At 57.0% G+C, this 25,162-nt stretch carries 19 protein-coding genes and 1 pseudogene; 6 read left to right on the forward strand and 14 right to left on the reverse strand.

From position 1 onward, the window contains the following. Positions 1–6: 6 nt before the first annotated feature. Genes YH62_RS25280 through YH62_RS25295 form a run of 4 tightly spaced genes read right to left on the reverse strand, consistent with a single transcriptional unit; the run spans position 7 to position 3,820 of the window. Positions 7–1,005: an ABC transporter permease gene (locus YH62_RS25280; RefSeq protein ID WP_046797076.1), complete on the reverse strand. Its 999-nt coding sequence runs from the start codon at positions 1,003–1,005 to the stop codon at positions 7–9. Further along, positions 1,002–1,817, reverse strand: a complete 816-nt coding sequence (locus YH62_RS25285) for an ATP-binding cassette domain-containing protein (RefSeq protein WP_046797077.1) — start codon at positions 1,815–1,817, stop codon at positions 1,002–1,004. The genes YH62_RS25280 and YH62_RS25285 overlap by 4 nt, the downstream gene beginning before the upstream one ends. Next, complete coding sequence (locus tag YH62_RS25290) at positions 1,814–2,761, reverse strand: substrate-binding domain-containing protein (RefSeq protein WP_046797078.1); 948 nt, start codon at positions 2,759–2,761, stop codon at positions 1,814–1,816. The genes YH62_RS25285 and YH62_RS25290 overlap by 4 nt, the downstream gene beginning before the upstream one ends. Positions 2,762–2,782: 21 nt before the next feature. Continuing rightward, entirely contained in the window at positions 2,783–3,820 is a 1,038-nt protein-coding gene (locus YH62_RS25295; RefSeq protein ID WP_046797079.1) for a LacI family DNA-binding transcriptional regulator, read from the reverse strand. A 712-nt stretch (positions 3,821–4,532) separates the two neighbouring features. On the opposite strand from YH62_RS25295, the gene YH62_RS25300 reads away from it, so the two are divergent. Next, positions 4,533–5,756, forward strand: coding sequence for a glycosyltransferase family protein (locus tag YH62_RS25300; protein WP_046797080.1), 1,224 nt, complete (start codon positions 4,533–4,535; stop codon positions 5,754–5,756). A gap of 18 nt (positions 5,757–5,774) precedes the next feature. On the opposite strand, the gene YH62_RS25305 is transcribed toward YH62_RS25300, so the two are convergent. From YH62_RS25305 to YH62_RS25335, 6 genes are all read right to left on the reverse strand, one after another. After that, positions 5,775–6,920: a glycosyltransferase gene (locus YH62_RS25305; RefSeq protein ID WP_046797081.1), complete on the reverse strand. Its 1,146-nt coding sequence runs from the start codon at positions 6,918–6,920 to the stop codon at positions 5,775–5,777. 30 nt (positions 6,921–6,950) lie between these two features. Beyond that, positions 6,951–8,180, reverse strand: coding sequence for a glycosyltransferase (locus YH62_RS29740; RefSeq protein ID WP_082118508.1), 1,230 nt, complete (start codon positions 8,178–8,180; stop codon positions 6,951–6,953). Between the two features lie 178 nt (positions 8,181–8,358). Further along, positions 8,359–9,537, reverse strand: coding sequence for an ABC transporter permease (locus YH62_RS25320; RefSeq protein WP_046797084.1), 1,179 nt, complete (start codon positions 9,535–9,537; stop codon positions 8,359–8,361). Beyond that, positions 9,534–10,532, reverse strand: a complete 999-nt coding sequence (locus tag YH62_RS25325; RefSeq protein ID WP_046797085.1) for an ABC transporter permease — start codon at positions 10,530–10,532, stop codon at positions 9,534–9,536. The genes YH62_RS25320 and YH62_RS25325 overlap by 4 nt, the downstream gene beginning before the upstream one ends. Further along, a complete protein-coding gene (locus YH62_RS25330; RefSeq protein WP_046797086.1) occupies positions 10,532–12,397 on the reverse strand; it encodes an ABC transporter substrate-binding protein in 1,866 nt (621 codons plus the stop codon). Before YH62_RS25330 ends, YH62_RS25325 begins: the two co-directional genes overlap by 1 nt. Further along, a complete protein-coding gene (locus tag YH62_RS25335; RefSeq protein ID WP_046797087.1) occupies positions 12,394–14,283 on the reverse strand; it encodes an ABC transporter ATP-binding protein in 1,890 nt (629 codons plus the stop codon). The genes YH62_RS25330 and YH62_RS25335 overlap by 4 nt, the downstream gene beginning before the upstream one ends. Positions 14,284–14,512: 229 nt before the next feature. Between YH62_RS25335 and YH62_RS29745 the strand changes: the two genes are divergently transcribed. Then, positions 14,513–15,478, forward strand: a complete 966-nt coding sequence (locus tag YH62_RS29745; protein ID WP_082118509.1) for a glycosyltransferase — start codon at positions 14,513–14,515, stop codon at positions 15,476–15,478. On the opposite strand, the gene YH62_RS25345 is transcribed toward YH62_RS29745, so the two are convergent. Both YH62_RS25345 and YH62_RS25350 read right to left on the reverse strand, forming a co-directional pair. Continuing rightward, positions 15,452–16,231 (reverse strand): polysaccharide deacetylase family protein, encoded by a 780-nt coding sequence (locus YH62_RS25345; protein ID WP_046797089.1) that lies wholly within the window; start codon positions 16,229–16,231, stop codon positions 15,452–15,454. The genes YH62_RS29745 and YH62_RS25345 overlap by 27 nt on opposite strands. Further along, entirely contained in the window at positions 16,228–17,322 is a 1,095-nt protein-coding gene (locus YH62_RS25350) for a glycosyltransferase family 4 protein (RefSeq protein WP_046797090.1), read from the reverse strand. Before YH62_RS25350 ends, YH62_RS25345 begins: the two co-directional genes overlap by 4 nt. Before the next feature lie 161 nt (positions 17,323–17,483). Between YH62_RS25350 and YH62_RS25355 the strand changes: the two genes are divergently transcribed. Both YH62_RS25355 and YH62_RS25360 read left to right on the forward strand, forming a co-directional pair. Beyond that, a complete protein-coding gene (locus YH62_RS25355) occupies positions 17,484–18,824 on the forward strand; it encodes a nucleotide sugar dehydrogenase (RefSeq protein WP_046797091.1) in 1,341 nt (446 codons plus the stop codon). 24 nt (positions 18,825–18,848) lie between these two features. Further along, a complete protein-coding gene (locus tag YH62_RS25360) occupies positions 18,849–19,331 on the forward strand; it encodes a class I SAM-dependent methyltransferase (RefSeq protein ID WP_046797092.1) in 483 nt (160 codons plus the stop codon). Positions 19,332–19,437: 106 nt separating this feature from the next. On the opposite strand, the gene YH62_RS25365 is transcribed toward YH62_RS25360, so the two are convergent. Then, on the reverse strand, positions 19,438–19,923 hold the full coding sequence (locus tag YH62_RS25365; RefSeq protein ID WP_348625791.1) for a Crp/Fnr family transcriptional regulator: 486 nt from the start codon (positions 19,921–19,923) through the stop codon (positions 19,438–19,440). A gap of 20 nt (positions 19,924–19,943) precedes the next feature. Next, a complete protein-coding gene (locus YH62_RS25370; protein WP_046797094.1) occupies positions 19,944–22,664 on the reverse strand; it encodes an ABC transporter transmembrane domain-containing protein in 2,721 nt (906 codons plus the stop codon). A 680-nt stretch (positions 22,665–23,344) separates the two neighbouring features. Between YH62_RS25370 and YH62_RS30910 the strand changes: the two are divergent. Together YH62_RS30910 and YH62_RS25375 are read left to right on the forward strand one after the other, a co-directional pair. Further along, a pseudogene (locus YH62_RS30910) lies at positions 23,345–23,614 on the forward strand (BA14K family protein); the annotation flags it as partial. A gap of 119 nt (positions 23,615–23,733) precedes the next feature. After that, entirely contained in the window at positions 23,734–24,135 is a 402-nt protein-coding gene (locus tag YH62_RS25375) for a hypothetical protein (RefSeq protein WP_137326680.1), read from the forward strand. Positions 24,136–25,162: the final 1,027 nt, after the last annotated feature.

The raw sequence follows: 25,162 nt of genomic DNA on the forward strand, positions 1-25,162 counted from the left end.
CCGCCCTCACCTCTTGCCGCCGAAGCGGAAATTGGTGGTGAAGATCTTGGTGTTGAGCCAGATCGCCACGAGGATGATCGCGCCGGTTACGATCTGCGTGAAGAAGGGCGAGATATGCATCAGGATCAGCCCATTGCCGATGACCGCGATGGTCAGTGTGCCGAGCACGGTCCCGAGAATGCTGCCCCGGCCTCCCATCAGCGACGTACCGCCGAGCACAACCGCCGCGATGACCTGTAGTTCGAAGCCAACGGCTGCGTTGGACGAGCCGGAGCCGAGGCGTGCCGCGATCAGCAGACCGGCCAGGGCACAGGCAATGCCGGACACCATATAGACCGACGCGACGATCCACTTGGCCGGCATGCCGACGCGGCGGGCAGCCTCAAGGTTAGAACCGACGGCCACGACCTGACGGCCGTATTTCGTATAGGCGATGACCACGTAACCGATCGCCGCCACGAGCACTGCAATTACCGCCGGAACCGGAAGCCCGAGAAGTTCGCCGCGGCCGAGCCAGAAAAACCCCGGCACGTCGTTGATCGGGATCGAATAACCCTGTGTCAGCCAGAGCGCGAAACCACGCAGGATCGACAGACCTGCAAGTGTCACGATGAAGGCCGGGATGCCCTGATAGGCGACAAACCACCCTTGCGCGATGCCCATGAGTGCGCCGAAGGCGATCATGCCGATTACCACAGTCGGCCAGGGATAGCCCATGGCGAGGATAATTGCGGCGACCGCATTGACCAGCGCCACCTGCGAGCCGACCGAAAGGTCGATGCCACCGGTGATGATGACGAACGTCATCGCCACTGCCACGACAAGGATCGGGGCGGCCTGGCGCAGCACGTTGAGAATGTTGCCCAGGGTCAGGAACGTGTCTGTGGTGGCGGAGAAGAACACGAGGCAGGCGAGGAAGAACGCCGTGATCGACAGGACCTGCGCATGTTCGGAAAGGAAGTCGGCGACCGGGGAGCCGGCCGCGCGTTCGGTATAGGCGCTCAATGTCTGCCTCCGACGATAAGCTGCACGAGGTCCTGCAGGTCGGTTTTGCCGATATCGCGCTCGGCAACCTTGGTGCCTTCATACATGACGGCGATGCGGTCGCAGACGCGGAAGAGATCCTGCAGGCGATGGGTAATCAGGATGACAGAGACGCCGTTTGCCTTGACCCGATTGATCAGGTTGAGCACGGCTTCCACCTCGGCAACTGCCAGAGCAGACGTCGGCTCGTCCATGATCAGGACCTTCGGATTGAAGGAGGCGGCACGCGCGATCGCGATCGCCTGACGCTGGCCACCCGAGAGCTTTTCCACCTTGGCGCCGAGGCGTGGGATGCGGATTTCAAGCGCATCCAGCATGGCCCGAGCTTCGGTCACCATGCGCGGACGATCGAGGAACGGTCCCCTGGTCAATTCACGGCCGAGGAAAAGATTGCCGACCACATCGACATGGTCGCACAGGCTCAGGTCCTGAAACACCATCTCTATATTGCGCTCACGGGCATCGGCTGGTCCACCCAACCGAACCTCATGTCCATCGATCGAGATCGTGCCGTCATCGGGAATATAGGTACCGGAAATGATCTTGGTGAGCGTCGACTTGCCGGCTGCATTGTCACCCACCAGCCCCAGGCATTCACCCGGATAGATGTCGAGGTCGACGCCGCGCAGTGCCTGATGCGAACCGAAACTCTTGCGAATGCCCTTCAATGAAATTCTGGGCTGGCGAATGTCGCTCTCGCCGGACTGCCGGGGGAGAGTTTCTCCTCCCCCGGCCCCTGCGACAGCGGTTGGGAGCTGTCGGTCAGAGATCATTTGAATACGGCCCGGTAGGGTTCGACATTCTCCTTGGTTACGATGGTGATCGGCACGGAGATCGTCTTTTCGACGCTACCGCCGTCCGAGATCTTCTTCAACGCGTCGACTGCGGCCGCACCCATGGCGGCCGGATCCTGCTGGATGACGGCTGTGACGTAACCGGCGTCGATGCCGGCAATGGCCTGCGCCGTGAGGTCCCAGCCGAAGACCTTGATGTCGGACTGCTTGCCCTGGCTTTCGACAGCGGCGATCGCACCCATCAGCGCCGGTTCGCCGGTGGCGTAGACTGCGGTCATGTCAGGGTTACCGGTGATCAGGTTTTCGGCGGCCGCGAGTGCGTTGTCCTGGATGTTCTGGCCATCGACGACGCCCGCGGTCTCGACACCCTCGGCGCCCTTGACGGTCTTCTCGAAACCTTCCTGGCGGACGTTTTGGATGAAGGAGTTCAAGGCTCCGACGACGCCGTACTTCACCTTACCGCCCATATCGCTCTTCACGTAATTTAGGAAAAACTTGCCCATGTCGGCGCCGGCCTTGGCGTTATCGACGCCGATCTGCGCCTTCTGTGGGCCTTCCGGCAGGATGGCATCGATCGCGACAACCGGAATCCCGGCGGCTGCTGCCTGCTGCACGGCCGGCATGATGCCGTTGACGTCGATCGCCACAACGGCGAGGCCGTCGACCTTCTGCTGGATATAGGTTTCGATCGCGCTGTTCTGCGCGGCCGGATCGTTGTTGGCGTTGAAGATGACCAGTTTGGCGCCGGCCGCGTCAGCCGCCTTCTGGGCTCCCTCGTTCATCTGGTTGAAGAACAGCGCCTGCTGGTTGATCTGGACAAGAGCGAAAGTCTTTTCAGCGGCCTGGGCCATGGCTCCGAGGGACATGCCGGCAAAGGCAGTCGCGGCCAGGGCAGTCAACATCCTGCGTGTGAGAATAGTCATGTGTTCGTCCTCTGGTTTGGTTCATGGTCGTTGCTTTTTTATTTTCGACGGCGGTGCAACGGAGTTCCGCACGACGATTTCGACCGGCAGCAGTTCCTCGGTCCTGAGGCTTTCGGTTTCCTGCCAGTTTGTTTCCAGAAGCAGCGCCAGGCCGCGTTCGCCGAGCGCCCGCACGGGCTGACGTATCGCGGTCAGAGGCGGTGCGAAAAGATGCAGCGGCCCGACGTCGTCAAAGCCGATGACGGAGACTTCATCGGGAATGGAGACGCCCTCGGCCAGCAGCACTTCGATCAGCCCGATCGCGATCTCGTCCGAACTGGCGAAGATCGCCGTCGCCTGCTTGCCTTCATCGAGAAAGCGCCGCGCAGCCTCGCGGCCGAACTCCACCGTAAAACTGCCTTCGTAGCGGATGATCTGAAACGGCTCCCCCCGTTCCTTAAGTGCGCGCTCCAATCCCTGGGATCGACGGCGGGTGCTGATCATCTCCTGCGGACCGCCGATATAAAGGACACGCCGATGCCCGTGATCGACAAGATGCCGACCTGCGAGATAGCCGCCCTGCTCATTGTCGGAAAAAAGCTTTGGAACCATCGCATGCGGCACGTCTTCATCAACAATGACAACCTTGCCCGTCTGGTTGATCAACGCGGCCAGTTCCCCGTCATCGGGATGGTTGGTGATAAAGATCAGCCCGTCGACATGGTTGCGGGCAAGTGCGGTCACATAGGAAATCTCACGCCCGGGTCGGTTGAGGGTGACGTGGAGCGAGAGCGCAAGGCCGCGTTTGTCCGCCTCTTCCTCCACCGCCGATACGAGCGTGGCGAAGAACGGATTGCCGATATCGGGCACGACGAGCCCGATTGTGTCTGAGCGTCCGCGACTCAGGCTGCGAGCATGCGGGTTCGGCTCGTATTTGAGATCCTGGATGGCCTTGACGATACGCTGCTTGGTTTCGGCGGGCAATTGCAGCGAGCCGTTGAGAAGGCGCGACACGGTCGCCACTGAAACGCCAGCCGCATCGGCGACATCCTTCAGGCTTGTGGCACGCTTGCTAGACATGATGTCCCTGTGGCAGTCGCAGTTGAGTAAAGCGATTTACTAAACCGCTTTACAATGCCACGTCGGCGGAACGTGTCAAGCGTTTAGGAGATCAACACCTGTTTTGAGGTCGTGCAAGCCGACCATCGGCATGTTGCACCGGAAATGGCCAGGTGCTTCCGGCTGCTTCACCGCTTCTGGAGGCGAGTGCATAGTAGGCGAGGAGGCGACTGTGCTCGGATACGGCTAAGGTGCGCGATGCGCCGGCTGCCTGATTGGCGGGCACGGCGATGCAGTTAGTAATCCAGTTCGGCAACGCCAGAATTAAACCTTGCCGGTTCGAGGTGGTCGGCAAGCGCGTTGAGGGTCACGCCTCTTTCCACAGCGCTTTGGCCGTCATGGTGCGTTTCAGGCGCTTATAGGCTGCGTGGGCGCATCATTACCGGCGTTGCCGCTCTGCCGTTTGCGAAAAATCACCTCCAGCCTGTAGCTCATTATGGAGAACGCTACATCTCGGCACAACCACGGTTCTCAACGAATTCTGGCCGCGTCCCGTTCGGTCGCCTGAGGTGCGTGGTCGAGCAGAAATTGCAAATAAATCGAGTATAAGCTCCCTCCCAACGCACCCAAGAATCACTATGTGAGAACGCCCAGACTTCCCATCTCGCTACGGCCACAGGCGGCAGCCGGAAGAGAAGCAATCAAATGAAGGTCAACCCGGAGAGCTTCGAGCATGTCGCAGCAGCCCAAAGACGCAAGAATTCTCATGTACAGCCATGATACCTTCGGTCTTGGCCATCTTCGCCGGTGCAGGACGATCGCGCATGCATTGGTCGACGGCTTTGATGAGGCAAACGTGTTGATCATGTCGGGAGCTACCATTGCAGGCGCCTTCGATTATCGGGCGCGGGTTGATTTCGTCAAAATCCCGAGTGTCATCAAATTGCGGAACGGCGACTATACGTCCATGAACGGGGACGTGTCCTTTCAGGACACGCTGAAGATGCGCGAATCGATCATTCGGCATACCGCTGAAACCTTTGAGCCGGATATTTTCATCGTCGACAAGGAACCATTGGGGTTGCGGCGCGAGGTGGAAGACACGCTCATCTATCTAAAGACGCGCGGCACGCGCCTTGTGCTTGGCCTGCGCGACGTCATGGACGCACCCCACCTTCTTAAATCCGAGTGGGAGCGCAACGACGTCATTCGCAAGGTCGATCAGCTCTATGACGAGATCTGGGTCTACGGGCCACCCGACTTTTACGATCCGCTGATCGGTCTTGACGTGCCTTCCACATTACGAGCGAAAATGAGCTTCGTGGGCTTCCTACAAAGGCAGGCTTCAAAAGAACCCCGGGCAGACATCCGGGAACGGGATGACTATGTTCTCGTCACAACGGGGGGCGGAGGCGACGGCAGCGAGCTCATCCGTGACATCATCAATGCCTACCAGGCCGACCCGGCATTGACCCAGCGAGCGCTCGTCGTGCTTGGACCATACATGCCCTCTGATCAGAGGCAACACTTCCGGCAGGAGGGTGAGCAAATCCCATGGCTGGAGATCATCGAGTTCGACAATCGCATGGAAGACCTGATCGCAGGGGCAAGAGCAGTGGTGGCGATGGGTGGCTACAATACCTATTGCGAGATCCTGTCTTTCGATAAACCGGCGCTGATTATTCCACGGACACTGCCGCGCAAAGAACAACTAATCCGTGCCATGCGCGCAAGTGAGCTCGGCTTGATCGACATGCTGCATCCCGATCACGCGATAGACGGGGTGCGCTTGGCTGACTCGCTCAAGAAACTCCTCGAGCGGGCCCCTCCCTCCGTCACTGCCCCCGATATGCGGCTTGATGGGCTGTCGAACATCTGCGATATCGTCGATCGCAGCCTCAGCCGAATTCACGGTGACCACCTTTCGATCGTCAAAGGTGGCCTGTCCCATTCCTGAATGGCTGCCGGCCAAGCGTCATCCACGCATTGCAAGAAGTTGCCGAACGGTGGCGGCGGTCTGTCGCGCGCCATTCAGTTTCAACGAAATGCTGTTTGCCGGTTCGAGCGCGAGGGCATTTTCAATCGCTGCGGCAAGCTTGGTTGGGGTTAACTCATCCTCGCCAACGGTTGAAACCAATCCCAGCCGCGTCAGCTTTTCTGCGCGCACGGTCTGCTCGGTTTCGCCTGCGGCTGAGAAAGGAACTAGGACTGCACGACACTTGGCTTGAAGAATATCGCAGACAGTATTGTAGCCAGCCTGTGAGATCGACAGCTTTGCATTCCCCAGCAGGCGAGCGAAATCCCGCCGGAAGCGCACGATTTCGACCTCGGCGGCCGTTGACCCGCTGATCCGAGAAAACTCGTCGGGCTCCAGGTTGGGGCCGGTAATGACGCACCACCGGCCGAGCGGAGGTAGCTCGGCATGGGCCCCAATCGCCGTCTCGATTAAAGCTCCGCCGACCGCGCCGCCGCCTGCTGAAACGATTACGTCGAATTTAGCATCCGTATCGGACTTTGATCGAGGAGGAGCAGGCGCGACAAGCCCGGTGTAGACGAGCTTGTCGGCAATCTGGGCAGCTGGGGGAAATGTCTCCTCCAGGCGCACAAAGTTTGGATCGCCATGAACCAGAACCCGGTCGAAATGCTCCCTTACGAGCGCAATCGTTTCCTCGTCACGACCAGCCTTGCGATTTTGCTGCAATATATCTCGTACGGAGCTCAGGACCAGCGGACGCCATTCGCTCCGTTTTATTTCGTCAAGCAGAGGAAGGAGCTCGAAACGGAGTTGTCGGCGACCGAAGGGAAAGGCTTCGAGAATGACCACATCGGGCCGCTGCGCACGGTAGGCTGTGATAAGCTGGTCACGCCGAAGTGCTTCTGCGGCTTCGGTCACCGGATTGCCGTCAGCATCCTTCAGCTTCGTAAAACTGTCGCCGGCTGCTATCGCCGGCTGCAACTGGATATGTTCGACGCCCGGTGCAGGAAATCCTTCGAGCGGCAGGCCGCCAGTCACCATGCTCACTGCGAACCCGTCCTCGACCAAGGCAGCTGCAATGCGGCTGGCGCGCGCCAGATGTCCAATCCCAAGAAGATGCTGGACGTAGAAAAAGACCTTGGGCATGACGGCGCCTGATGTTTGGAGTAGTTCGGTTCAGGTGTTGAGCAGGGCAGTTAGCTGATGAATACTGTGTCGATGGTCGAATTCACCCCGCACCTTTGCCTCTGCCGTCTCCCCGATCGCCTTTCGCTGGAGCGGGTTGCAAATAGCAGCCTCAAGAGCTCGAGCAAAGGCGGCAGGGTCGTCCGGCTGCACGAGATAGCCATTCTGCCCATCACGAAAGACTTCGGTTATGCCGGAGACTGAGGTCGTGACACAGGCGAGCGATTGGCTGGCCGCTTCGATCAGCACGTTCGGCAGTCCGTCCCGATCGCCGTTATCACTCACGCGGCACGCCAAGGCGAACACATCAGCCGCGCGGTATTGATTGAGAACCTCCTGCTGGGCAAGGGCCCCGTGCCATCGGATGCAATCCGTAATACCCAGTTGTTCAGCCAGCGCCTTGAGATTAGCCAGTTCGCTTCCGCCGCCTATGTGCTCGAGCCGCCAATGGATGTGGGCGGGCAAAATCGCCAGCGCCTTCAAAAGCACATCGAACCCTTTTTTGTCGACGGCACGTCCGACACTCAGTACGATCACAGGATCGGTGGCATCTCTTCCGTCGCGCAGGGGGCGTCCACCTTTAAATGGCGGAAACCGATCCAGGTCAAGGCCGTGATAACTCAGATGGACGTTGCCTCGATCGCGCGACAGATCGCGAAGATGTTCGAAACCGGCTCGGGTACAGGTGACCGTCCACTCGCTGTCGGCAAGCTTGTCGCGCAGCTCCCATTTCGCCGTGGTCCAAATGTCCTTTGCATGTGCCGAAACGCTCCAAGGCAAACCAAGGAGTTTGCTTGTATAGCGCCCGACCGCAGCTGGCGTGTGGATGAAATGAACATGCAGCCAATCCGCTTGATCGGGCCATTCCGCTGCAAGAACTGCGGCCTGGCCGAAACGGCGGAAACGATTAGGCGAAAAATCACGCACCAGATCCCGAAGGAAATTCGCGCACGTCCGCAAGAAACCACGCTTGCAGGATACCTTCACAAGCGATCGCAGCACCCGCAACGGCTCATCACGCAGATACTCCGGCAGATAGAGAACTGGCGCCTGGATCTCGTCATGAATGGGGTGGCGTTTTTTGTCTGTCGGATGGCGCATTGATACGAGCACGAGTTCGAAGCCAGCTCTCTCCAGACCAAGCAGCTCCTGGGCTATAAACGTTTCCGATAGTCGAGGGTAACCCTTCAGCAGGACCACAAGTTTTCGCTGCTTCTGCACGCTAGAAATTTCCCGGGGGTCAAAGTGCCCGAATGATTAAACGTAACCTGCCTATGAGACAGGACCGACAAAGGAGTAATGTCGAAGGCGAAGATTTGCAAGTTGTCCGCAGGTTTCAGTTCTCGTCGAACTGTGTTGAGCACGCTGCCGAAGTACGGGAAATCTACGGCGCCGCAAGCTACCGATAAGGGTCCGCTGCGTCTCGCAACCCATCTCCTAGGAAGTTGAATGCCAAAATGACAACGATAACCGGCACGACCGGAATGAGCAGCCATGGATAAAGCACCAGTACGTTCACCGTGCGCGCTTCGGCCAACAGCACTCCCCAACTGGTAATCGGGGGCCGCAATCCCAGCCCAAGGAAGCTGAGCGTCGTCTCGCCCAGGATCATCCCGGGAATAGTCAAGGTTGCGCTGGCGATCAGGTGTGACATGAAGCCAGGAATCAAATGGCGACCAATGATCCGCCAATGCCCTGCGCCCATAAGCTGTGCCGCCAAAACATAATCCTCCTCCCGCAATGCGAGAAGTTTTGAGCGTACCGCGCGCGCAAGACCGGTCCAGTCGAGCATCGCGAGAATAAAGGTGATCGCCAGGTAGATGGCGATCGGGTTCCAGTCGGCGGGCATGATCGCGGCAAGCGCCAGCCAGAGAGGAATGCTCGGGATGGATTGCAGCACCTCAATGATACGCTGGACGATCAAGTCGACGACCCCTCCGTAATACCCGGCCAGGCCCCCGATAACGATGCCGAGCACGAAGCTGGTGATAATGCCGAAGAGGCCGATGGTGAGCGAGATTCGCGCACCATATGCGATGCGGGAAAATACATCGCGTCCGAGACGATCCGTGCCGAACAGGAATAGATTTCCATCCTTCGCGGGACAGATCAGATGCACGTCGCCTTCGACGAGACCGAACCATCTATAATCGTCACCACGGCAGAAGAAACGAAGGGGCTGGATGTCATTCTTATTGGGCGTGTAGGCCCTTCGTAGCGTCTTCATGTCGAGGGTCATCTGATGACCATAGACAAAGGGACCTACAAACCGCCAATTCTCGTCGAACAATCTCACTCGCTGGGGCGGAGCATAGATATTGTCCATGTTCCTGGTGTGAAGATTGTACGGCGCGAGAAACTCTACGAAGATAATTGACACATAGGCTACGAGCAGGATGATCGCCGACAACAATGCAAGTCGGTGGCGCCGAAATTTCCAGAACATGAGTTCCAGCTGCGATGACCGTCCGAAAGCCTTTTTCTTGTTCTTGACCGCGTCGTCGGCATATGGATCAAAAGGAGCGCTGGACACATAGTGCGGAAGCGGTTCACCATCTCTCGGAAGTGATGTCGTCATTTCATTCGTCCACCTTGAAGACGGATCCTCGGGTCGAAAAGTGCAAGCGCGATATCGGAAACCAGGACGCCGATTACGGTGAGAAACGCAAGAAACATCAGAAACGAGCCTGCTAAATACATATCCTGGCTTTGCAAGGCCTTAATCAGCAGCGGCCCGGTCGTTTCCAGCGACAGCACGACTGCGGTGATCTCCGCGCCGGATATGATCGTTGGCAATATCGAGCCAATGTCCGAGATAAAAAAGTTAAGAGACATGCGCAGCGGGTACTTCACGAGTACACGAAACGGGTGAAGCCCCCTCGCGCGGGCGGTCACGACATACTGCTTGCGCAGTTCATCGAGCAAATTCGCCCGAAGCCGCCGGACCATGCCCGCTGTTCCCGCGGTACCGATGATAATGACGGGAATCCAGAGATGTTCCAGGATTGATGAAGCCTTCGCCCAACTCATAGGCTGGCCCAGATATTCCGGATCCATCAGATGTCCAATGGAGGTGCCAAACCAAACATTGGCGAAATACATCAGGATCAGCGCGAGCACGAAGTTGGGGACGGCAAGACCGAGCAGTCCCAACAGGGTCAATCCGTAGTCGCCCCAGCTATATTGATGGGTGGCCGAGTAGATCCCAATCGGGAATGCTATCAACCAGGTAAGCGCTACGGTAACTGTTGAGACGACAATGGTCAGCCAAAGTCGGTCACCGACGACATCGCTCACCGGCATCCTGTATTCGAAGGAATAGCCGAAATCACCCACAAGCATGCCGCTCACCCACCTCAGGTAGCGGATGGGGGCAGGCTTATCGAAACCGTAGCGTGCGCGTAACTCTTCTATTTCCTGCATCTCGGCATTTTCGCCGATGGCCCGCATTTCTGCGACATAGCTTTCGAAATAATCGCCCGGGGGCAATTCGATGATGGAAAAGACGAGGATAGAAATCAAAATCAGGGTGGGGATCATTATGGCGATCCGCCATAGAATATAGCGGATCATCAATTACCCTCCTCCAACCAGAACGTATCGGGAAGATAGACACCGAGATAGGACGTGGGATCGAAACCGAAAAGTCCATCGACGGGTATATTGCGTAGACGTGAACTGGAGACGATCGGAACCAAGGCGGCATTGACGATGCCGATCGTGAACACCTGGTCGGTATAGACCTCCAACATTCGGTGCCAAATCGCCTCTTGTTCGGCGATAGTGGCAGCTCGGCGCCACGCTTTGAAAAGCCGAAGCAGATCGATGGCCTCTTTCATATCCGGGGCGTGACCATCACTTCCGCCAGAAAGATGGTGCAATCCCCAGACGGGCCATTGATACTGGTCGTCCGAGGTCGGCGCCAGTTCGCGCGGCGACATTTCGGCGGTGGGAATGCCATTGTCCAGGCCCTGGAAGACCGACATGATCGTATCACCGCCCATGATCCGCTTGCGGAAGATCTCGCGTTGAGAGATGCGCGTGAACAGCTTGATGCCGATTTGCGCCCAGTGATCCGTCACCAGCTCCAGCACATCGGACTCAAACGTATTCTCGCCGGCAGATTCCACAATGATTGTCGCCGGCCTACCGTCCGGCAGCAGGCGTATGCCGCCTGGCTTTTCCCTTTTCAGACCTGCTTCATCCAGAAGCCGGTTTGCTTCCTCCGGGGCGTGGGATGCCCAGGCGCGGGCATAGCTTGCCTTGAAAAGCGGACTTTCTGCTAGAATCGAATTGGAACTTTCCCGCGCCAGGCCATAGAATACGGCCTTGTTTATCTCCGTCCGGTCGATCCCAAGCGACAGCGCGCGCCTGACCCTTACATCCCACAGCAGCCTTCTCCAGACGGTATCGCTGCAATTGAGGTTGGGAAACAAGGCAATCCGCGAACCCTGGCTCCTCCTCCATAGATTGACCTTGATCGGTAACCGGTCCTCAGCACTTTTCAGGAATGTGTAATCGGAAAAATCGATACCGGAAATCTGAAGGTCGCTTTCTCCGGCTCCGGTCTTCGCAGCGATGATGTCACTCGAGCTGCTGTTGAGTAAAATCTTGTCGATATACGGGAGTTGAACGGCCCTTTCATCGACGCGGTGGAAATGTGGATTGCGCTTGAAAACAAACTGGGAGGCCGGGGGCGCCGTCGTATTGACCCATGGGTCGAGCGTGGGAAGCTCCGGATTTTCGGGCCTTGAGGTACGCGACATTTTGAGTTGCAGATCCGTCCAATCCTCCACCCGGTATTTTTTGCACAGCGTAGCGAGGGTGTCTGCATCCTGATAGCGGCTGTGGAATTGCTTCAGATAAGCTGCAGGCATCGCCAGCTTAAGCGGCACGGGTGACGCAATGCGCGCAAGCAGGTCGGGATTGGACGCGTGCCAGCTGTATCGTACCGTCCATTTGTCTAAAATCTCGAATTGGGGCTCCCGATCGTCCACACGGAGTTCGATCGGAATGCCGCCTCGATGAAGTTCGCGGTTCTGGTAGATATCTTCCCAGCAATAGCGAAAATCTTCGGTAGTGAACTCACTGCCGTCGGACCAGCGATGGCCCTTCCGAATGCGAAAGGTGAAGATGCGGTCTTCGAAGGTATCGAAGCTTTCAAGAATATCGGGTTGCAGATTGAGATCTGTATCGTAACCGATGAGGCGGGCATACCCGATGATTGGCATAAACCGAATGTCTCGCTGCCCGCCGATCAGCATTCGTATAGTACCGCCACGTCGTCCCGGCATGCGCCCCATGCCAGAAAGAGAGATGACCCTCGGCTGCTCCGGAGGTCCAAAAGCAACTTTGCTTTTGTGATCCGCCGCCCAACCGAGCCGCACCGGCGCGGCCATTGAGGCCAAAAGTGCCAGCAAACTGCGCCGCCCGATCATGGTCTTAATTCCCGCGCATCGACGGTTTCACGAGCCAAAACGAGGTGACCGTTTCCGAGATCGGCATACGCCAAGGCGTTTTGATCGTTCCCTTGCAAGAACTGCCGGCCCCAGTCGCCGGTCTCTCCCGTAGCCCTTGCGAGACTTGTAAAGTCCAATGGCCGGTCCAGATCGGGCACGGGGATGGCCGCGATCAGCTTGCGGGTATAGGGATGGACGGGATTCTTCAGGATTATCTCGCATGGACCGATTTCCACAATCCGGGCCGCATGCATAACCGCCACCCGATCCGCCATGTAATTCACCACTGCAAGATTATGGGAGACGAACAGGTAGGTGAGGTCCAGGTCGTTCTTGAGGTCCTTCATGAGGTTGAGTATCTGTGCTTGCACCGACACATCGAGCGCCGAGACCGGTTCGTCGCAAATCAAAAGCTCAGGTCCGAGGGCCAGGGCACGGGCAATGCCGATGCGCTGGCGCTGACCGCCGGAAAAGCTATGCGGGTAACGGGTAAGTGCGCCATCATCCAGCCCCATCGCCCGGATGAGACGCAGCACGGTATCAAGCCGTTCACGGCGGTTGCCGCGATCATGGATATCGAGGCCTTCGCCAACAATATTGCGAACGGTCATGCGTGGCGAAAGGGAAGATACCGGGTCCTGGAAGACCATTTGGATCTTCTGGCGCACGATGTCCAATTCGCTGCCGCTGGCGTTCAGCACGTCTATCTGCTTGGAATGATCATGGAAGATGACCGATCCGCTGTCGGACGATACACCCCGCATCAGGATCTTGCTGAGTGTGGTTTTGCCGCTACCGCTTTCTCCCACGAGTCCAAGACTTTCGCCACGGCGTATGTCAAAGCTGACGTCACTGACCGCGCGGATTTTGTCCTTGCCACTATCGCCAAGGAACCCGGACTTTCTGGTCGTGAAGGTCTTGCTGACATTGCGTACGGACAGGATGACATCTGTCTCCCCCCGACTACCTGACGGGCCTCGTCCTAAAAGCTTGGAGCTGTCAACGGTGATCTCACGCAAGGGCTTCAGTCTATCCCCAGGTCGCATGTCGAAATGAGGAACGGCAGCCATCAATCCTCGAGGATAAGGATGTATGGTGCGGCGAAATATATCGTCGACTGTTCCAGACTCCATGATCGTCCCACGATAGGCCACGACCACCTCATCTGCGAGGTTGGTCACGATACCGAGGTCGTGGGTAATCAGGAGCATCGCCATGTGAAAGCGCTCCTGAAGTTCACGTAGCAATTTCAGGATCTGTGCCTGGATTGTCACATCAAGTGCTGTGGTCGGCTCATCGGCAATTAGGAGTGCAGGCCGACAGATCAATGCGCTGGCAATCATGGCTCGTTGCCGCATCCCGCCCGAAAGTTCAAACGGATACATTCGGCGCACCTTGGCCGGGTCCTTGAACCCAACCAGCGACAGCATTTCGTCTATGCGTTCAATCTGCTCGCTGGCTGGGGAGGCATCGTGGATGCGCAGTGCTTCTGCGATTTGGTTGCCGACCGTGTGAAGCGGCGAAAATGATGTCATCGGCTCCTGGAAGATCATACCGATCCGGTTGCCGCGTATATGTCTGATTTGACGCCCGTCGCGTGGCAGGCTGAGCAGGTCGACAGGGGCCTCTCCCGAGACAGGATCATTGAAGAGAATACGACCGGCAATTGAGGCGATGGGGCTTTCCAGTCCCACGATCGTACGACCAATGACCGACTTGCCGGATCCGGATTCGCCTACCAGCGCCGTCACTTTGCCTGGGCGAATCCGCATGCTGAGATTTTTGACCGCATCAATCCGGTCTTTGAAGACCGGGAAACTGACACTTAGATTTTCTATCCTCAACAGGTCAGGCTTGGTCTTCATGCGCCCAACTCCGGCGATATCTGCCTTACATGCTGTAATGGTTGGTCCGATACGTGCAAACTGATCACCACCTGAAGCACCCTGCTGTCTGAATTTGAGAGAAACTCGGCATCCGAAACATGCCATCACGAAAGCAAGAAGGCAGGGGCTTTGATATTGTATAGGAAGCATCGTAGCGCGTAATCAAAGCCAGCGTCCATGCATAAAACGAGTTTTTCAGGGGCTCCTTATGAAAACCAGAGAATATTTTAAAGAACAATTGAGACAAGCCGAAGCGCTGATCGCTGCCAAGCGCTTTGATGATGCGCGCGCCATTCTCGAGCCTTTGGCCGGTGATGCGGATGCCCTTGTGACACTCGGTAGCGAGACGTCGCTCGGTCTGCCCCGGCGAATACATTCTTCTCTTCTCAAACTCGCCAAAGCAGAATCCGATCCGATCCGACGGGTTGGGCTCCAATATCACCTCGTCCCCTCCCCTGAGGTCATCACTCGCCATCTGACCTGCGGACCTGAATTGCAAAATGCTATGGCCCGCGCAGCAATCGAAGCCGTTCCGCGCACTATCCACCAGGTCTGGATCGGGGCAAGGCCGGTTCCGGTCACTGTCGATGCCTGGCGGCGACATGCCGAGGGGAACGGCTATCGTTACATGCTGTGGCGGGAAGCCGAACTGAAGAGTATCGGAGTTTATGACAATGCAGTCTTCGTAGACATGCTGGCGGCAGGAGATTATCCAGGAGCAGTGGATGTCGCTCGCTATGTCATTCTCCATGAGCAAGGTGGAATTTACCTGGACTGCGACTGGTACCCCGTCCATACCGGGGTCAGCTTCCATAACCTTCTGCCGATGATAGGCCTTCACGCGATCGCCGAAGCCATTCCACGCAATACCGCAGCAGGCAGTATATTGCTCGCTAATTCATTCATCGCCGCTCCATCAAAGCACCCCGTGTTCCAAATGATGCTTGCCGCCTTGCCTGGTTTGCGCCATCAGTTGCCGAGCGCTCCAGCATGGTGGGTCACCGGTCCGCTGCTTTTTACAGTTACCGCACGGGCCTCCGCACTGTGTCTTGCACCGGCAGATTTTGTCGCGGCGAATGCGTCCTCCGATGCGGTTTTGAACGAGGTCAAGGCACTCGCTGCTGCCCTGGAGAAAAACGCATCGGGCCTACTTATAGCTTGGAAGCCTTGGTGACGGGTGCTTGGGGGTCGCCCGAAGCACATCCTCGCTTCGCATCCAGCGACAGCCGGGATGATCCGCTGTGTGCTCAAACAAGGTTCCAAGAAAGCTCCAGGCAGCCGCGTCATGCACCAGATGGTGCGTCAGGATGCCGACAGTCTCGAGCGGATCGCTCGAAATCTCCTCGACGCGGCGCGCGATTTCGACAAACAGCGTATCTGCCGGCCGGCCCCCACGCGTAACCTTCCAATCTATAATATCGACATGCGTGTTTAACAGCGGAACTGGTGTGAAGCGCTTTTCTTCGCCGAACACGGACAACGCCTGGAAACCCAAGGAAGGCAGGCTCGGCACAAGGGCAGGATCTATACGGTTCCAGGGAGGGACCAGCATCGCCACGGTGCGGGAGCCGAACATCGACTGAACCCGCTTCAGTGCAGCCTCGAGTTCCCCCAAAATCTCCGCCTTTGGCCTATGCAAGCCAAGCTCTTGTTTTTTCTCTCCCGACGGCGCGTGGTTTCGATGCCGCCACCCATGCACCGCAACATTGACAAGCGGCGCCTCTTCCAATCGCGCAGCGATCGCGTTCGTTGCGTCAGCGGGAACAACGGCAAGGGTCAGCGGCACACCGGTGCGCTGCGCCATGTTCAATAGCGTTTCCAACTGAACAGTGGGTTCGATGGCATCGTCGTCGCGAAGCCAGAAAGTGACTTGCCGACCGCTTTCCGTGGCGCGATCAAGCGTTGCTCTCAATAGATCGAGGCTCACGGGACAACTCCGATGCAACGTGCCAATATCTCGTCCAGGTGACACGCGGCCTGTTCAATAGACCGTTCAGCCCTCGCGAACCGGCGCGCCTCGGCGGCCATCCGCATACGGATGGTTTCTGAGTCCAGCAATTGCGAGATCGCCGCGGCATAGGCCATGGTATCTCCCGGTGCGGTCAAATAGCCGGTGTATTTGTCCCTGACGACTTCGGGAACGCCAGCCACATGTTCTGCAACAACCGGCAAACCCGCTGCTTGGGCTTCGAGATAGGCAAGTCCGTAAGCCTCCCCATGGCCGGGCCACACATAAATTGACGCGCTCGAGAGAAGCTCCGCAATCTCCCCGGTGGATTTCCGACCATGCCAGCGGATCCGATCCGGCGGAAGCTGGCTGAACATAAACTCAACCTCATGACGTGCCGGGCCGTCGCCAATGACATCAAGCGTCCATTCCTTGTGCAAGAGAAGTCCAAGGCCTTGTGCTAGAGCCCGATAGCTGTTGAGCTTGTCGCCGGAGCGCATCATGGCGACGGTAACGAGACTATTGGGTTTCGGTGCCGGCGGGCGCAAAAGGAACGGGGCCGGATCGATAAAGGCGGGCAGGCGTTGGAAGCGGGCTCCTGGCACGACAGCGCGCAGTCCCTGTTCGTCACGCGCGGTAAAACAGATGTTGACCGCCGCCATCGCAACAGCATCGAGTACCGCAGCCTGGCTGGTTTGCCAAAGTTCTTGATTGCGCCGGGCAGAGTAGGACGCCTCCGCCGTGACATAGACCAGCCCGAACGCGCGGCTCAGCATTGGCCCGAGCAAGTCAGGAGCTTTGTAATAGGGGTGATAGCTAAACCAAAGGTCGGGCGCGCCACCATTTTGCCATAACTGGGTCAGGCGCTCTATCTCGTCCTGTGCCCGGCTCCGGCGCCTGTCCATTTCAATGGGATCCTGCTCGGGCAGGAAGGCGCGGAGATCGGATGCTACGCGGACATCGTGACCGAGGAGACCAAGGCACCGAATAATCAGCTGCGCCATCAGGCGATCGCCAGAGGGAACCGGGTGGTTCGGAGATTTCATCGGAGAATAGAACGCGATTTTCATGCTGAGTTAATGACGCTTGCGTGATCACGCTCTTGTATTCGCATAGATAGTACCGAAGTGAAGTCGGCCGGCGCCCGGCCAATCCGCACCACACTTGACACATCATCTCTTGTCACTCAACTGTCTTCGCCTTTTGATCCTGTTCGTTGGAACCATCCGGAATGCCCCATACGTCCGTATCGTCAGAGCTGCTTGCCTCCATACATAACAAAACAGCCAAAGCCGCAGTCATTGGTCTCGGGTATGTGGGTCTGCCGTTGGCGATGGCGATCGCTCGGGCGGGATTCAAGGTCATGGGTTTCGATGTCGATCCGACCAAGATAACCGCCATCGAAGGAAACCGCAGCTACGTCGAGGCCGTTTCGGACGATACATTGGCGCGAGAGCGTGCCGCCGACCGCTTTTCTGCCACCTGTGACTTCGACAGGCTCGGCGAGTGCGACATCATCGCAATCTGCGTTCCCACTCCTTTGACGGCCAATCGTGATCCCGATCTATCATTCGTGGAAAAGACGGCACGATCCATCGCGGCGACGCTGCGCTCCGGCCAACTCGTTGTGCTGGAGTCGACAACATATCCGGGCACAACTGACCAGATCGTCAAACCGATCCTGGAAGCCACCGGCTTGAGAAGCGGTGTTGAAGTCTTTCTCGGTTATTCACCGGAACGCGAGGACCCCGGAAATCGCAACTTCGCAACCTCAACGATACCCAAGGTCGTTTCCGGTGACGGGGAGATAGCACGTGAACTGATGGTTGCCTTCTACGGTTCGATCATCAGTTCCGTCGTCCCAGTAGCCGATAATGCCACAGCGGAAGCTGTGAAGTTAACGGAGAACATCTTCCGCGCCGTAAACATCGCACTCGTCAACGAATTGAAGCTCGTCTACGACGCCATGGGCATCGATGTTTGGGAAGTCATCGATGCCGCCAAGACCAAGCCTTTCGGCTTCATGCCCTTCTATCCAGGGCCCGGACTGGGTGGCCATTGCATTCCGATCGATCCCTTTTATCTTACCTGGAAATCGCGCGAATTCGATCAGCCGACTCGCTTCATCGAACTGGCGGGCGAGATCAACACCGCCATGCCGCGACACATCGTAAGCAAGCTTGCAGAAGCTTTAGATGTCCATCGCGGTATGGCCCTCAGCAGATCAAATGTGCTGATCGTCGGGCTCGCCTATAAAAAGAACGTGCCCGATATCCGCGAAAGCCCGTCGTTGCGCCTGATCGAGCTTATCGAGGCTCGCGGCGGCAGGACCAGCTATTACGACCCCTATGTACACGAGATACCCCCGACCCGGGAACATGCCGATCTGCGAGGTCGCAGGTCCATCAATTGGAACGAAGAAACCATCGCTGGTTTTGATGCCGTGCTGATCGCTACGGACCATGACTGCATCGACTATGTTTCGCTGGAGAAGTGGTCGCCGCTGATCATCGACACCCGAAACGTCTTTGCACGCCGCGGGCTTGTTTCCGACGTCGTCGTCAAAGCCTGATCATAGTCAACTTGAGGATAAACGATGAGCCGATTGGATACGTTCATCGCGCGAATGACCGCGCAACGGGATCTGCTGAACCATATTCATGCGAACAATATGGTTCCAGCAGAGGGGGCAATACTCGAAATTGGTCTGGGCAACGGACGGACCTACAGTCATCTCCAACAGTTGTTTCCCGACCGCAGGATCATAGCCTTCGACCGCCGAGTTGCGGCGCATCGCACGAGACTACCCGAAACTGAGAACCTCGTTGTGGGCGAGATAGAGGAGACTGGGCTACAATTCGCAGGATGCAATGCGGCACTGGTGCATGCCGACATAGGGACCGGTTACCCCGAACAGGACGCCCTAATCTTGAGGTGGCTGCCTGAAATGATCGTGGGCATGCTGAGACTGGATGGCATTGCTGTGAGTGGACTATCCCTAAACCATCCCAGGCTCGTGGCCTTGCCGGAACTTCCGACAATGAGCGCCGGCAGCTACCGGTATTATCGCCGCGCTTGATGAGTGGGGACGCACCGCAATTCGCCACCATGCCGGTAAATAATCAACACCGTCGGAGTAACATCCGGTTGCCGCAGACGTGATTTGTGGCTTCCGGTCAGACGAGCTAGTTTACGGTTGTTGTCGCGGAAGGCTTATAGGCTTTTACCGTATCGAGTTCACTCGTGGCGTTCCTCAACCGTTCAGCCAGTGTACGGGTAAGCCGCAATGTCATATCAGGGCAGTCGTGGATAACCCTGGAAAAACTGTCCTTGTTGATTCTGAGCGCATCAACGTGGGTAACTGCCTTGACCGTGTTGGTGCGTTCACCGTCGCACAGCAGGGAAACCTCGCCGATTACGGACATTTCTCCGTTTTCGCCGATTTTCATGGGGCCGGACGGCGTCTCAAGTATCGTTTCGACGACCCCGGTCAATATAACGTAGGCGGAATCGCCGCTGTCACCCTGCCTGAACAGTTTCTGGCCGGGCTCATAACTGACCCGTTCCGACGCAAACGCCAACAACTTGAGCTTGCAGCCGTCCATTTCCGCGAAATACGGCAACTTCCTCAGCAGTTGAACTTCATCACAAAGCAACATCGTCGCCACCACTCAGATGCTTTTGCTCGGCTTCAGGCTACCAGCGTACCAAAGATATCGCTTTCTTCCCGAAGTGTCTTGTAAAGACCATCCTCCACAATTTCGCCATTGTCAAACATAACTACACGCTCGAACAAGCGAGAGAGCGAAATGTTCGATAAAACCCACAGGATGGTGGGATTATTGTCCTGCTGGCGCAGATAGGTCAGAACATCCGTCACGATTTCCTCCTGGAGCCGCCGTTCCAAGCCCGGGAGAGCCTTGTTGAATACATAGTAATCGGAGCGGCGAATAATCGCCCGCGCAAGGTTGAGCTTCTGACGCTGGAGAAGCGTCAATCGCCGGCCACCCGCACCGATGTCGAAATCGAGACCTACGCGCAAAAGCTGCTGATAAAAGCCTCGCTCACGGGAAATCTGTGCCGCCAATGCGCGAATTTCAGCCGGCGCTTCAGCACTGCGGTGGGGAATTTTGCCGAACAAGATGTTCTCTCGCAATGTGGCAAAGGACATGTACCGATCGGGATCATAGCGCTTGACGCTGGCCTGAAGTTCGGCAGGCAGCTCTCCGTAGAAGAGTTGCCTGTTTTCCACGATCTTATCCTGCAGTTCACGGTGAAGGACACCGAGGCGATAACGGGGTTCTATATATGCTAGGGTGAGGCGGATGATCGAACGTTGCTCCTCTTCTTCGAGCGAGTAAGCGCGCCTGGTCCCAAGCTTCTTCAAGATCTGCTGATATTCAACGACCGCTTCCGCGGTCAGGAACGGAACCTGATGGAAGAATGGGTGATCGGGCGCAAGTCCTGCGAAGATTTCGACGAACTGATTGGCAATCGCTAGGCCCGTGTCGAGGAAGGCGCGATGCAGCCCAACGCGCTGAAGCGCCTTGTAGAAATCATCGCTTTCAAAAAGACTGCCCATCGAGTGCATCGGCTGCAATGTTTTGCCGAAAAGGAGGTTCTCGCCGACAGTTGCTTCAGCGTTATAGGCGTCCGGCTTAAACGGGATGATCAGCGAAGTCCGCCCCAAACGCCTCACTTCCTCATGGAGCGCGTGGCGCATCGTCACCACGTCCTGGGCCAGTTTGGGATTTTGCTCCTCATCGAAGGAGGAATGCAGGGCAAACTCCAGAATGTCTTCGGTAAGCTTCACCGTATCAAGGGCCGCGAGCAAGGAAGCCTTGATATCGCTTTGGCCGTGGTTGGGAGTTGAGATCATCCGGTCATCAACCCAGTTTGCTCGCACGTCGAAGTCCGGGTTGGACGCCATTCGAGCTTCGCGGATCTCCCAACGGCGCTCCCTTGCCTCAGGGCCTGTGTATTTCGCCGTCTCAACCGGCGCATGTTTCAAGCCGTAAAGGAGGTTGTCCTTCACACTGCCATGGAAAAAGTAGCTATCCGAAGGGGCGTAAGACACATAACGACCCGAAATCGCCTCAGGCAGGTCCAAAATGCTGCGATCGCCCAATTGAACTTTACCGCCGGCGGGCCAGACCTGACGTCCAAAGGTTTCAGCAAGTGCTTCTGCCCCACGACCACGATGATCCACCAGGGCCACAGTTTCCCCGGGATTGAACTTAATTGACGCCCCCGAGAGTACTTTGGCGCCGCTTTCATCCTCAACCATGAGATTGACGGTCGACAGTTGCGAGCCTTCATAGGACTGCACGCCTGGCGCAATTGCCTGAATCTCGGGGTGGGCTAGGTCTTCAACCTCGAAGTAGTCCCGAACCTGCTCATATTTGACCTGCACATCCTGGCGCGCCTGGTCCCAATCAATCAGCTCTTTGAGCGGCCCGGGAAGATCCTTGTATGCATTGATCACCGCAACGAGCTGACCGACGTCAAGTGTTCCTCTCAAGGCCAGATATCCTCCGACCAGATAGAACAGGAACGGCGTTACCTGCGCGAGAAAGTTGTTGAGAAATTTAACGAGAAACTTCCATTGGTAGAGATCGTACCGGATCTTGAAAATAATGCCCAGACGGTGGGCAATATCCGCCCGCTCATAGTTGGATGTATCGTAGGCATGAACAGTGCCAATGCCGTCGACTATTTCGCTGACTTTGCCGGCCAGGTGCCTCGCGGTGATCTGACGCTGCCGGCCAAGCTCTATCAGGCGACGGCGCATTCTCGGAATGATGATGACCTGCACGGCAACCATTGCAGCGGCGATCATTCCCAGCCAGAAGTTCTGTACCATGATGAAGATCATGGCGACCGCAGCCTGGCCGCCGAGCATGGCCGGCTGCACGAAGGCGTCACCGGTGAAGCCGCCGAAGGGCTCGACTTCGTCTTTTATCATGCTTGCAACTTCCGCGCCGTGAACGCTTTTCATCCGACGAGGCGGAAACCGGAGAACACGGTCGAACAGTTCAAATCGGATGCGGCGCAAAAGCCGTTCGCCTAGGCGGCCCTTGTACGTGTTGATGTAGTACTTGAACCCGTTATTGATGATCACGAGCAGCAGGAACACGCAGCTGAGCGCGACCAGCGTTTGCACGCGCGCGAGGTCGAAACCCTCAAACGAATAAAGACGACCTATCCAGGGGAGATCGATGCTGAATTCCATAAATGGCTGTTTGGAGGTTGCCTCTTCGAAGCCGCTACCCTGGACCGGGCCGTTGATGATGTGTTTTGGCAAATCAAGGGACAGGAAGTAAGGGATCATGGAACCCAGCACCACCAGCAATACCCAGATCTGCTGGCGGCGCGTGTGGTTCCAGATATAGCGTAAAAGTTTTTTTTCCATTTGATTTGTCTGCCTTAAGACAGCTTGAGCCGCCCGGAACTGAGATTCGCCGCCTTCATATAGTTTACTAAAAGGCTCAATCGAACGGTGCTGAGGAAAAAAACACACGTTGAAGATATCACAAGCGCTGAAATGGAAGTGATTGCCCAACATTGCTACGCTCGTTACCTCCTTAGCCGTCCGGGATAAGGACGCATATGCAGCTTTACAGAGATCTGGGGGACACAGCGCGACGAGTGCGAAATCCTTCTTGCCGGGAGGTCAGCCAAGCCGCCAGTGGCGTTGCTTAACCATGCGCGTGAACTTTTCTTCCATTCGCGCGTTGTCGCTCCACATAAACGCGTGCATATTGCGTTGGCTGCAGCCCTTGCGGGCAGCGCGTGAAAGGGAAGATAACAATGAGGAAGTTGTCGATCGTTGCCTTGGCTATCGTCACGGCGTTGTCGGGAATAGCACCTGCGCATGGCTTTTCCACCGGTGTACCGGCACAGACCGTCACCACACAAAAGAACGTTCATCTCGTTCAGGACCGGGGCCCGAGCATACCCGAGCTAAGGAGAGTTCTGCGAGATAGGGAGGATAGAAGAGATCGGCGCGAGTGGCGACGGGACGACCGTCGTGAATGGCGACGGGATGACCGTCGCGAATGGAGGCGAGACTGGCGCGGAGATAGGCGAGACCGCTATGGCTGGTACAATGGCCATCGTGGGTATCGGGATTGGCGCCGCGGCTATCGCCGTCATCGCGATGGCTGGTGGTATCCCCTCGCCGCATTCGGCGCAGGAGCGGTGATCGGTGGTGCAATCGCCAGCCAACCTCGAGTGGTAACCGGCCTGCCGGCACGTCATGTCGATTGGTGCTCTGCCCGATATCGTACCTACCGGGTTTCCGACAACACCTATGTGCCGCGAGCGGGTGTCAGAGCCGAGTGCAGATCACCATATTATTGACTCCTGATCGCGAACCAGAAACATGAACCCGTCGCGCTCAGGCGGGTTCATTGGTCGTAAGCAGGCACGACACTGGAAGTACGCCGAAACGACCCGCGCGACAGCTTGCAATTTCAGCCATGAATGGGCTCGATCAGCCGCCATGTCAGCTGGCACGAGGGCGGGCTTTTCAGGCCAAGCACAAGTCTCGTTGCCAGGCGTGGATGCCATTACGCGGGAAAGCACATAATCCGCCGATGCTGCAAGCACCGGCCGGCATGGTGATCCTGCATCAATTGGCCCAAGGCCACCAGTTCGATATGAGCAGATCAGCCAATGACACGCCAACCGCTGCCAAACTTCTCCACCGCCACGCGGTGCTGATGACCGATGGGCGATTCCAACACGACTTCTCCTTCGGAGAATGCTCTTCGGAGAACTTCAGAATTTCCCTGGATTCGCGTTGGAGCGACTTTTTTCATGCCCATGAAGATTTCGAAAGTGATGGCGGCTTCGACCTGATGGCGAGTGCCATCCCGTAATATCAGGGTCCAGATCGGCAGGGGTTTTTTGCGTTTAACCATCTACTATAGGATGACAAGGGATATAGTTGGCGGGATGAGAAAAAAGGCCCGCCGAAGCGGGCCGAGTCGATCCTATCTCATATACCACAAACGCTTCCGCCAACTGAAAGTTCCCCTGCATGCCTCCTCCGGCCATTTGGTCGTCGCCTGTTGCTTTGCACTGAGATCTGCCCCGGGTTGAGGTGAACCCTCAGGCCGACCTCGCGAATTCATGAGCCTTCTCCGTTTGAGGCCAGGAGAGCGTATCATTTTTTGCGGAAGCGATCGAAGGGGCCGAAGAGGGTCCATAATAGGCGCTCAGAGCGCTAGGAACATCGACGACCGATCTCATCGCCTCGGCTGTCATACCCGCCCAGGACAGATGTTCGAGACTCGATTTCCACGGAATCCTGTCAGCGTGTATGAGCGAACTCAGGGGGTGGGCCACTATCATCACACGATCGGCAGCGGTCTACACATGGCGCTGCGGATGCGCTGCTCGGTGCCGGCTTCGAGTGCGGCGGCCCGGTCGTCGAAGATCATCAAGGCGGGCCTGAGCATCACCGCGCGGAAAGCTGTTCTCCGTGTACCATATCCATGTATCCAAGGGAATCGTCTCCACTTAGTAGATTGCTTCCTTAGATAAACCTCAGCGTATGCCATGTAAGGCACGTTCCTAGCTTAGCCGAAGGTAGCAGGCAGGAATGCTTCGCGGCCAGAGTACGCCTCTTGGTGCGAAGCAATGGTTTGCCTTCGTTCGGTATTGACAACATGTTGATTCATTGTTCTGCCGACTGTCGAACTCGATAAACATAAGGTTTCGATCTTTATCTTAACACGTGCAACATAGGGTGGATTTTGAACGAGTGACTAAGTGTCAAATGAACAAGTTGCGGGTCGGCAAACAAGCCCACGAGGAGGCCGCCTCTCTTTGACTGGAGGTCAAAATGAACATCAAGAGCCTTCTTCTCGGCTCCGCTGCTGCCCTCGCAGCAGTATCTGGCGT

The organism is Rhizobium sp. LC145 (assembly GCF_001005825.1).
In the GTDB taxonomy this organism is placed as follows: domain Bacteria; phylum Pseudomonadota; class Alphaproteobacteria; order Rhizobiales; family Rhizobiaceae; genus Neorhizobium.

Bases quoted from the DNA above. Each gene is read 5' to 3' on its own strand.
- YH62_RS25300 (WP_046797080.1), top strand. From the start codon at position 4,533: ATGTCGCAGCAGCCCAAAGACGCAAGAATTCTCATGTACAGCCATGAT.
- YH62_RS25355 (WP_046797091.1), top strand. From the start codon at position 17,484: ATGCCCCATACGTCCGTATCGTCAGAGCTGCTTGCCTCCATACATAAC.
- YH62_RS25290 (WP_046797078.1), bottom strand. From the start codon at position 2,761: ATGACTATTCTCACACGCAGGATGTTGACTGCCCTGGCCGCGACTGCC.
- YH62_RS25325 (WP_046797085.1), bottom strand. From the start codon at position 10,532: ATGATCCGCTATATTCTATGGCGGATCGCCATAATGATCCCCACCCTG.
- YH62_RS25360 (WP_046797092.1), top strand. From the start codon at position 18,849: ATGAGCCGATTGGATACGTTCATCGCGCGAATGACCGCGCAACGGGAT.
- YH62_RS29745 (WP_082118509.1), top strand. From the start codon at position 14,513: ATGAAAACCAGAGAATATTTTAAAGAACAATTGAGACAAGCCGAAGCG.
- YH62_RS25295 (WP_046797079.1), bottom strand. From the start codon at position 3,820: ATGTCTAGCAAGCGTGCCACAAGCCTGAAGGATGTCGCCGATGCGGCT.
- YH62_RS25320 (WP_046797084.1), bottom strand. From the start codon at position 9,537: ATGACGACATCACTTCCGAGAGATGGTGAACCGCTTCCGCACTATGTG.
- YH62_RS25305 (WP_046797081.1), bottom strand. From the start codon at position 6,920: ATGCCCAAGGTCTTTTTCTACGTCCAGCATCTTCTTGGGATTGGACAT.
- YH62_RS25330 (WP_046797086.1), bottom strand. From the start codon at position 12,397: ATGATCGGGCGGCGCAGTTTGCTGGCACTTTTGGCCTCAATGGCCGCG.
- YH62_RS25285 (WP_046797077.1), bottom strand. From the start codon at position 1,817: ATGATCTCTGACCGACAGCTCCCAACCGCTGTCGCAGGGGCCGGGGGA.
- YH62_RS25370 (WP_046797094.1), bottom strand. From the start codon at position 22,664: ATGGAAAAAAAACTTTTACGCTATATCTGGAACCACACGCGCCGCCAG.
- YH62_RS25335 (WP_046797087.1), bottom strand. From the start codon at position 14,283: ATGAAGACCAAGCCTGACCTGTTGAGGATAGAAAATCTAAGTGTCAGT.
- YH62_RS25375 (WP_137326680.1), top strand. From the start codon at position 23,734: ATGAATGGGCTCGATCAGCCGCCATGTCAGCTGGCACGAGGGCGGGCT.
- YH62_RS25350 (WP_046797090.1), bottom strand. From the start codon at position 17,322: ATGAAAATCGCGTTCTATTCTCCGATGAAATCTCCGAACCACCCGGTT.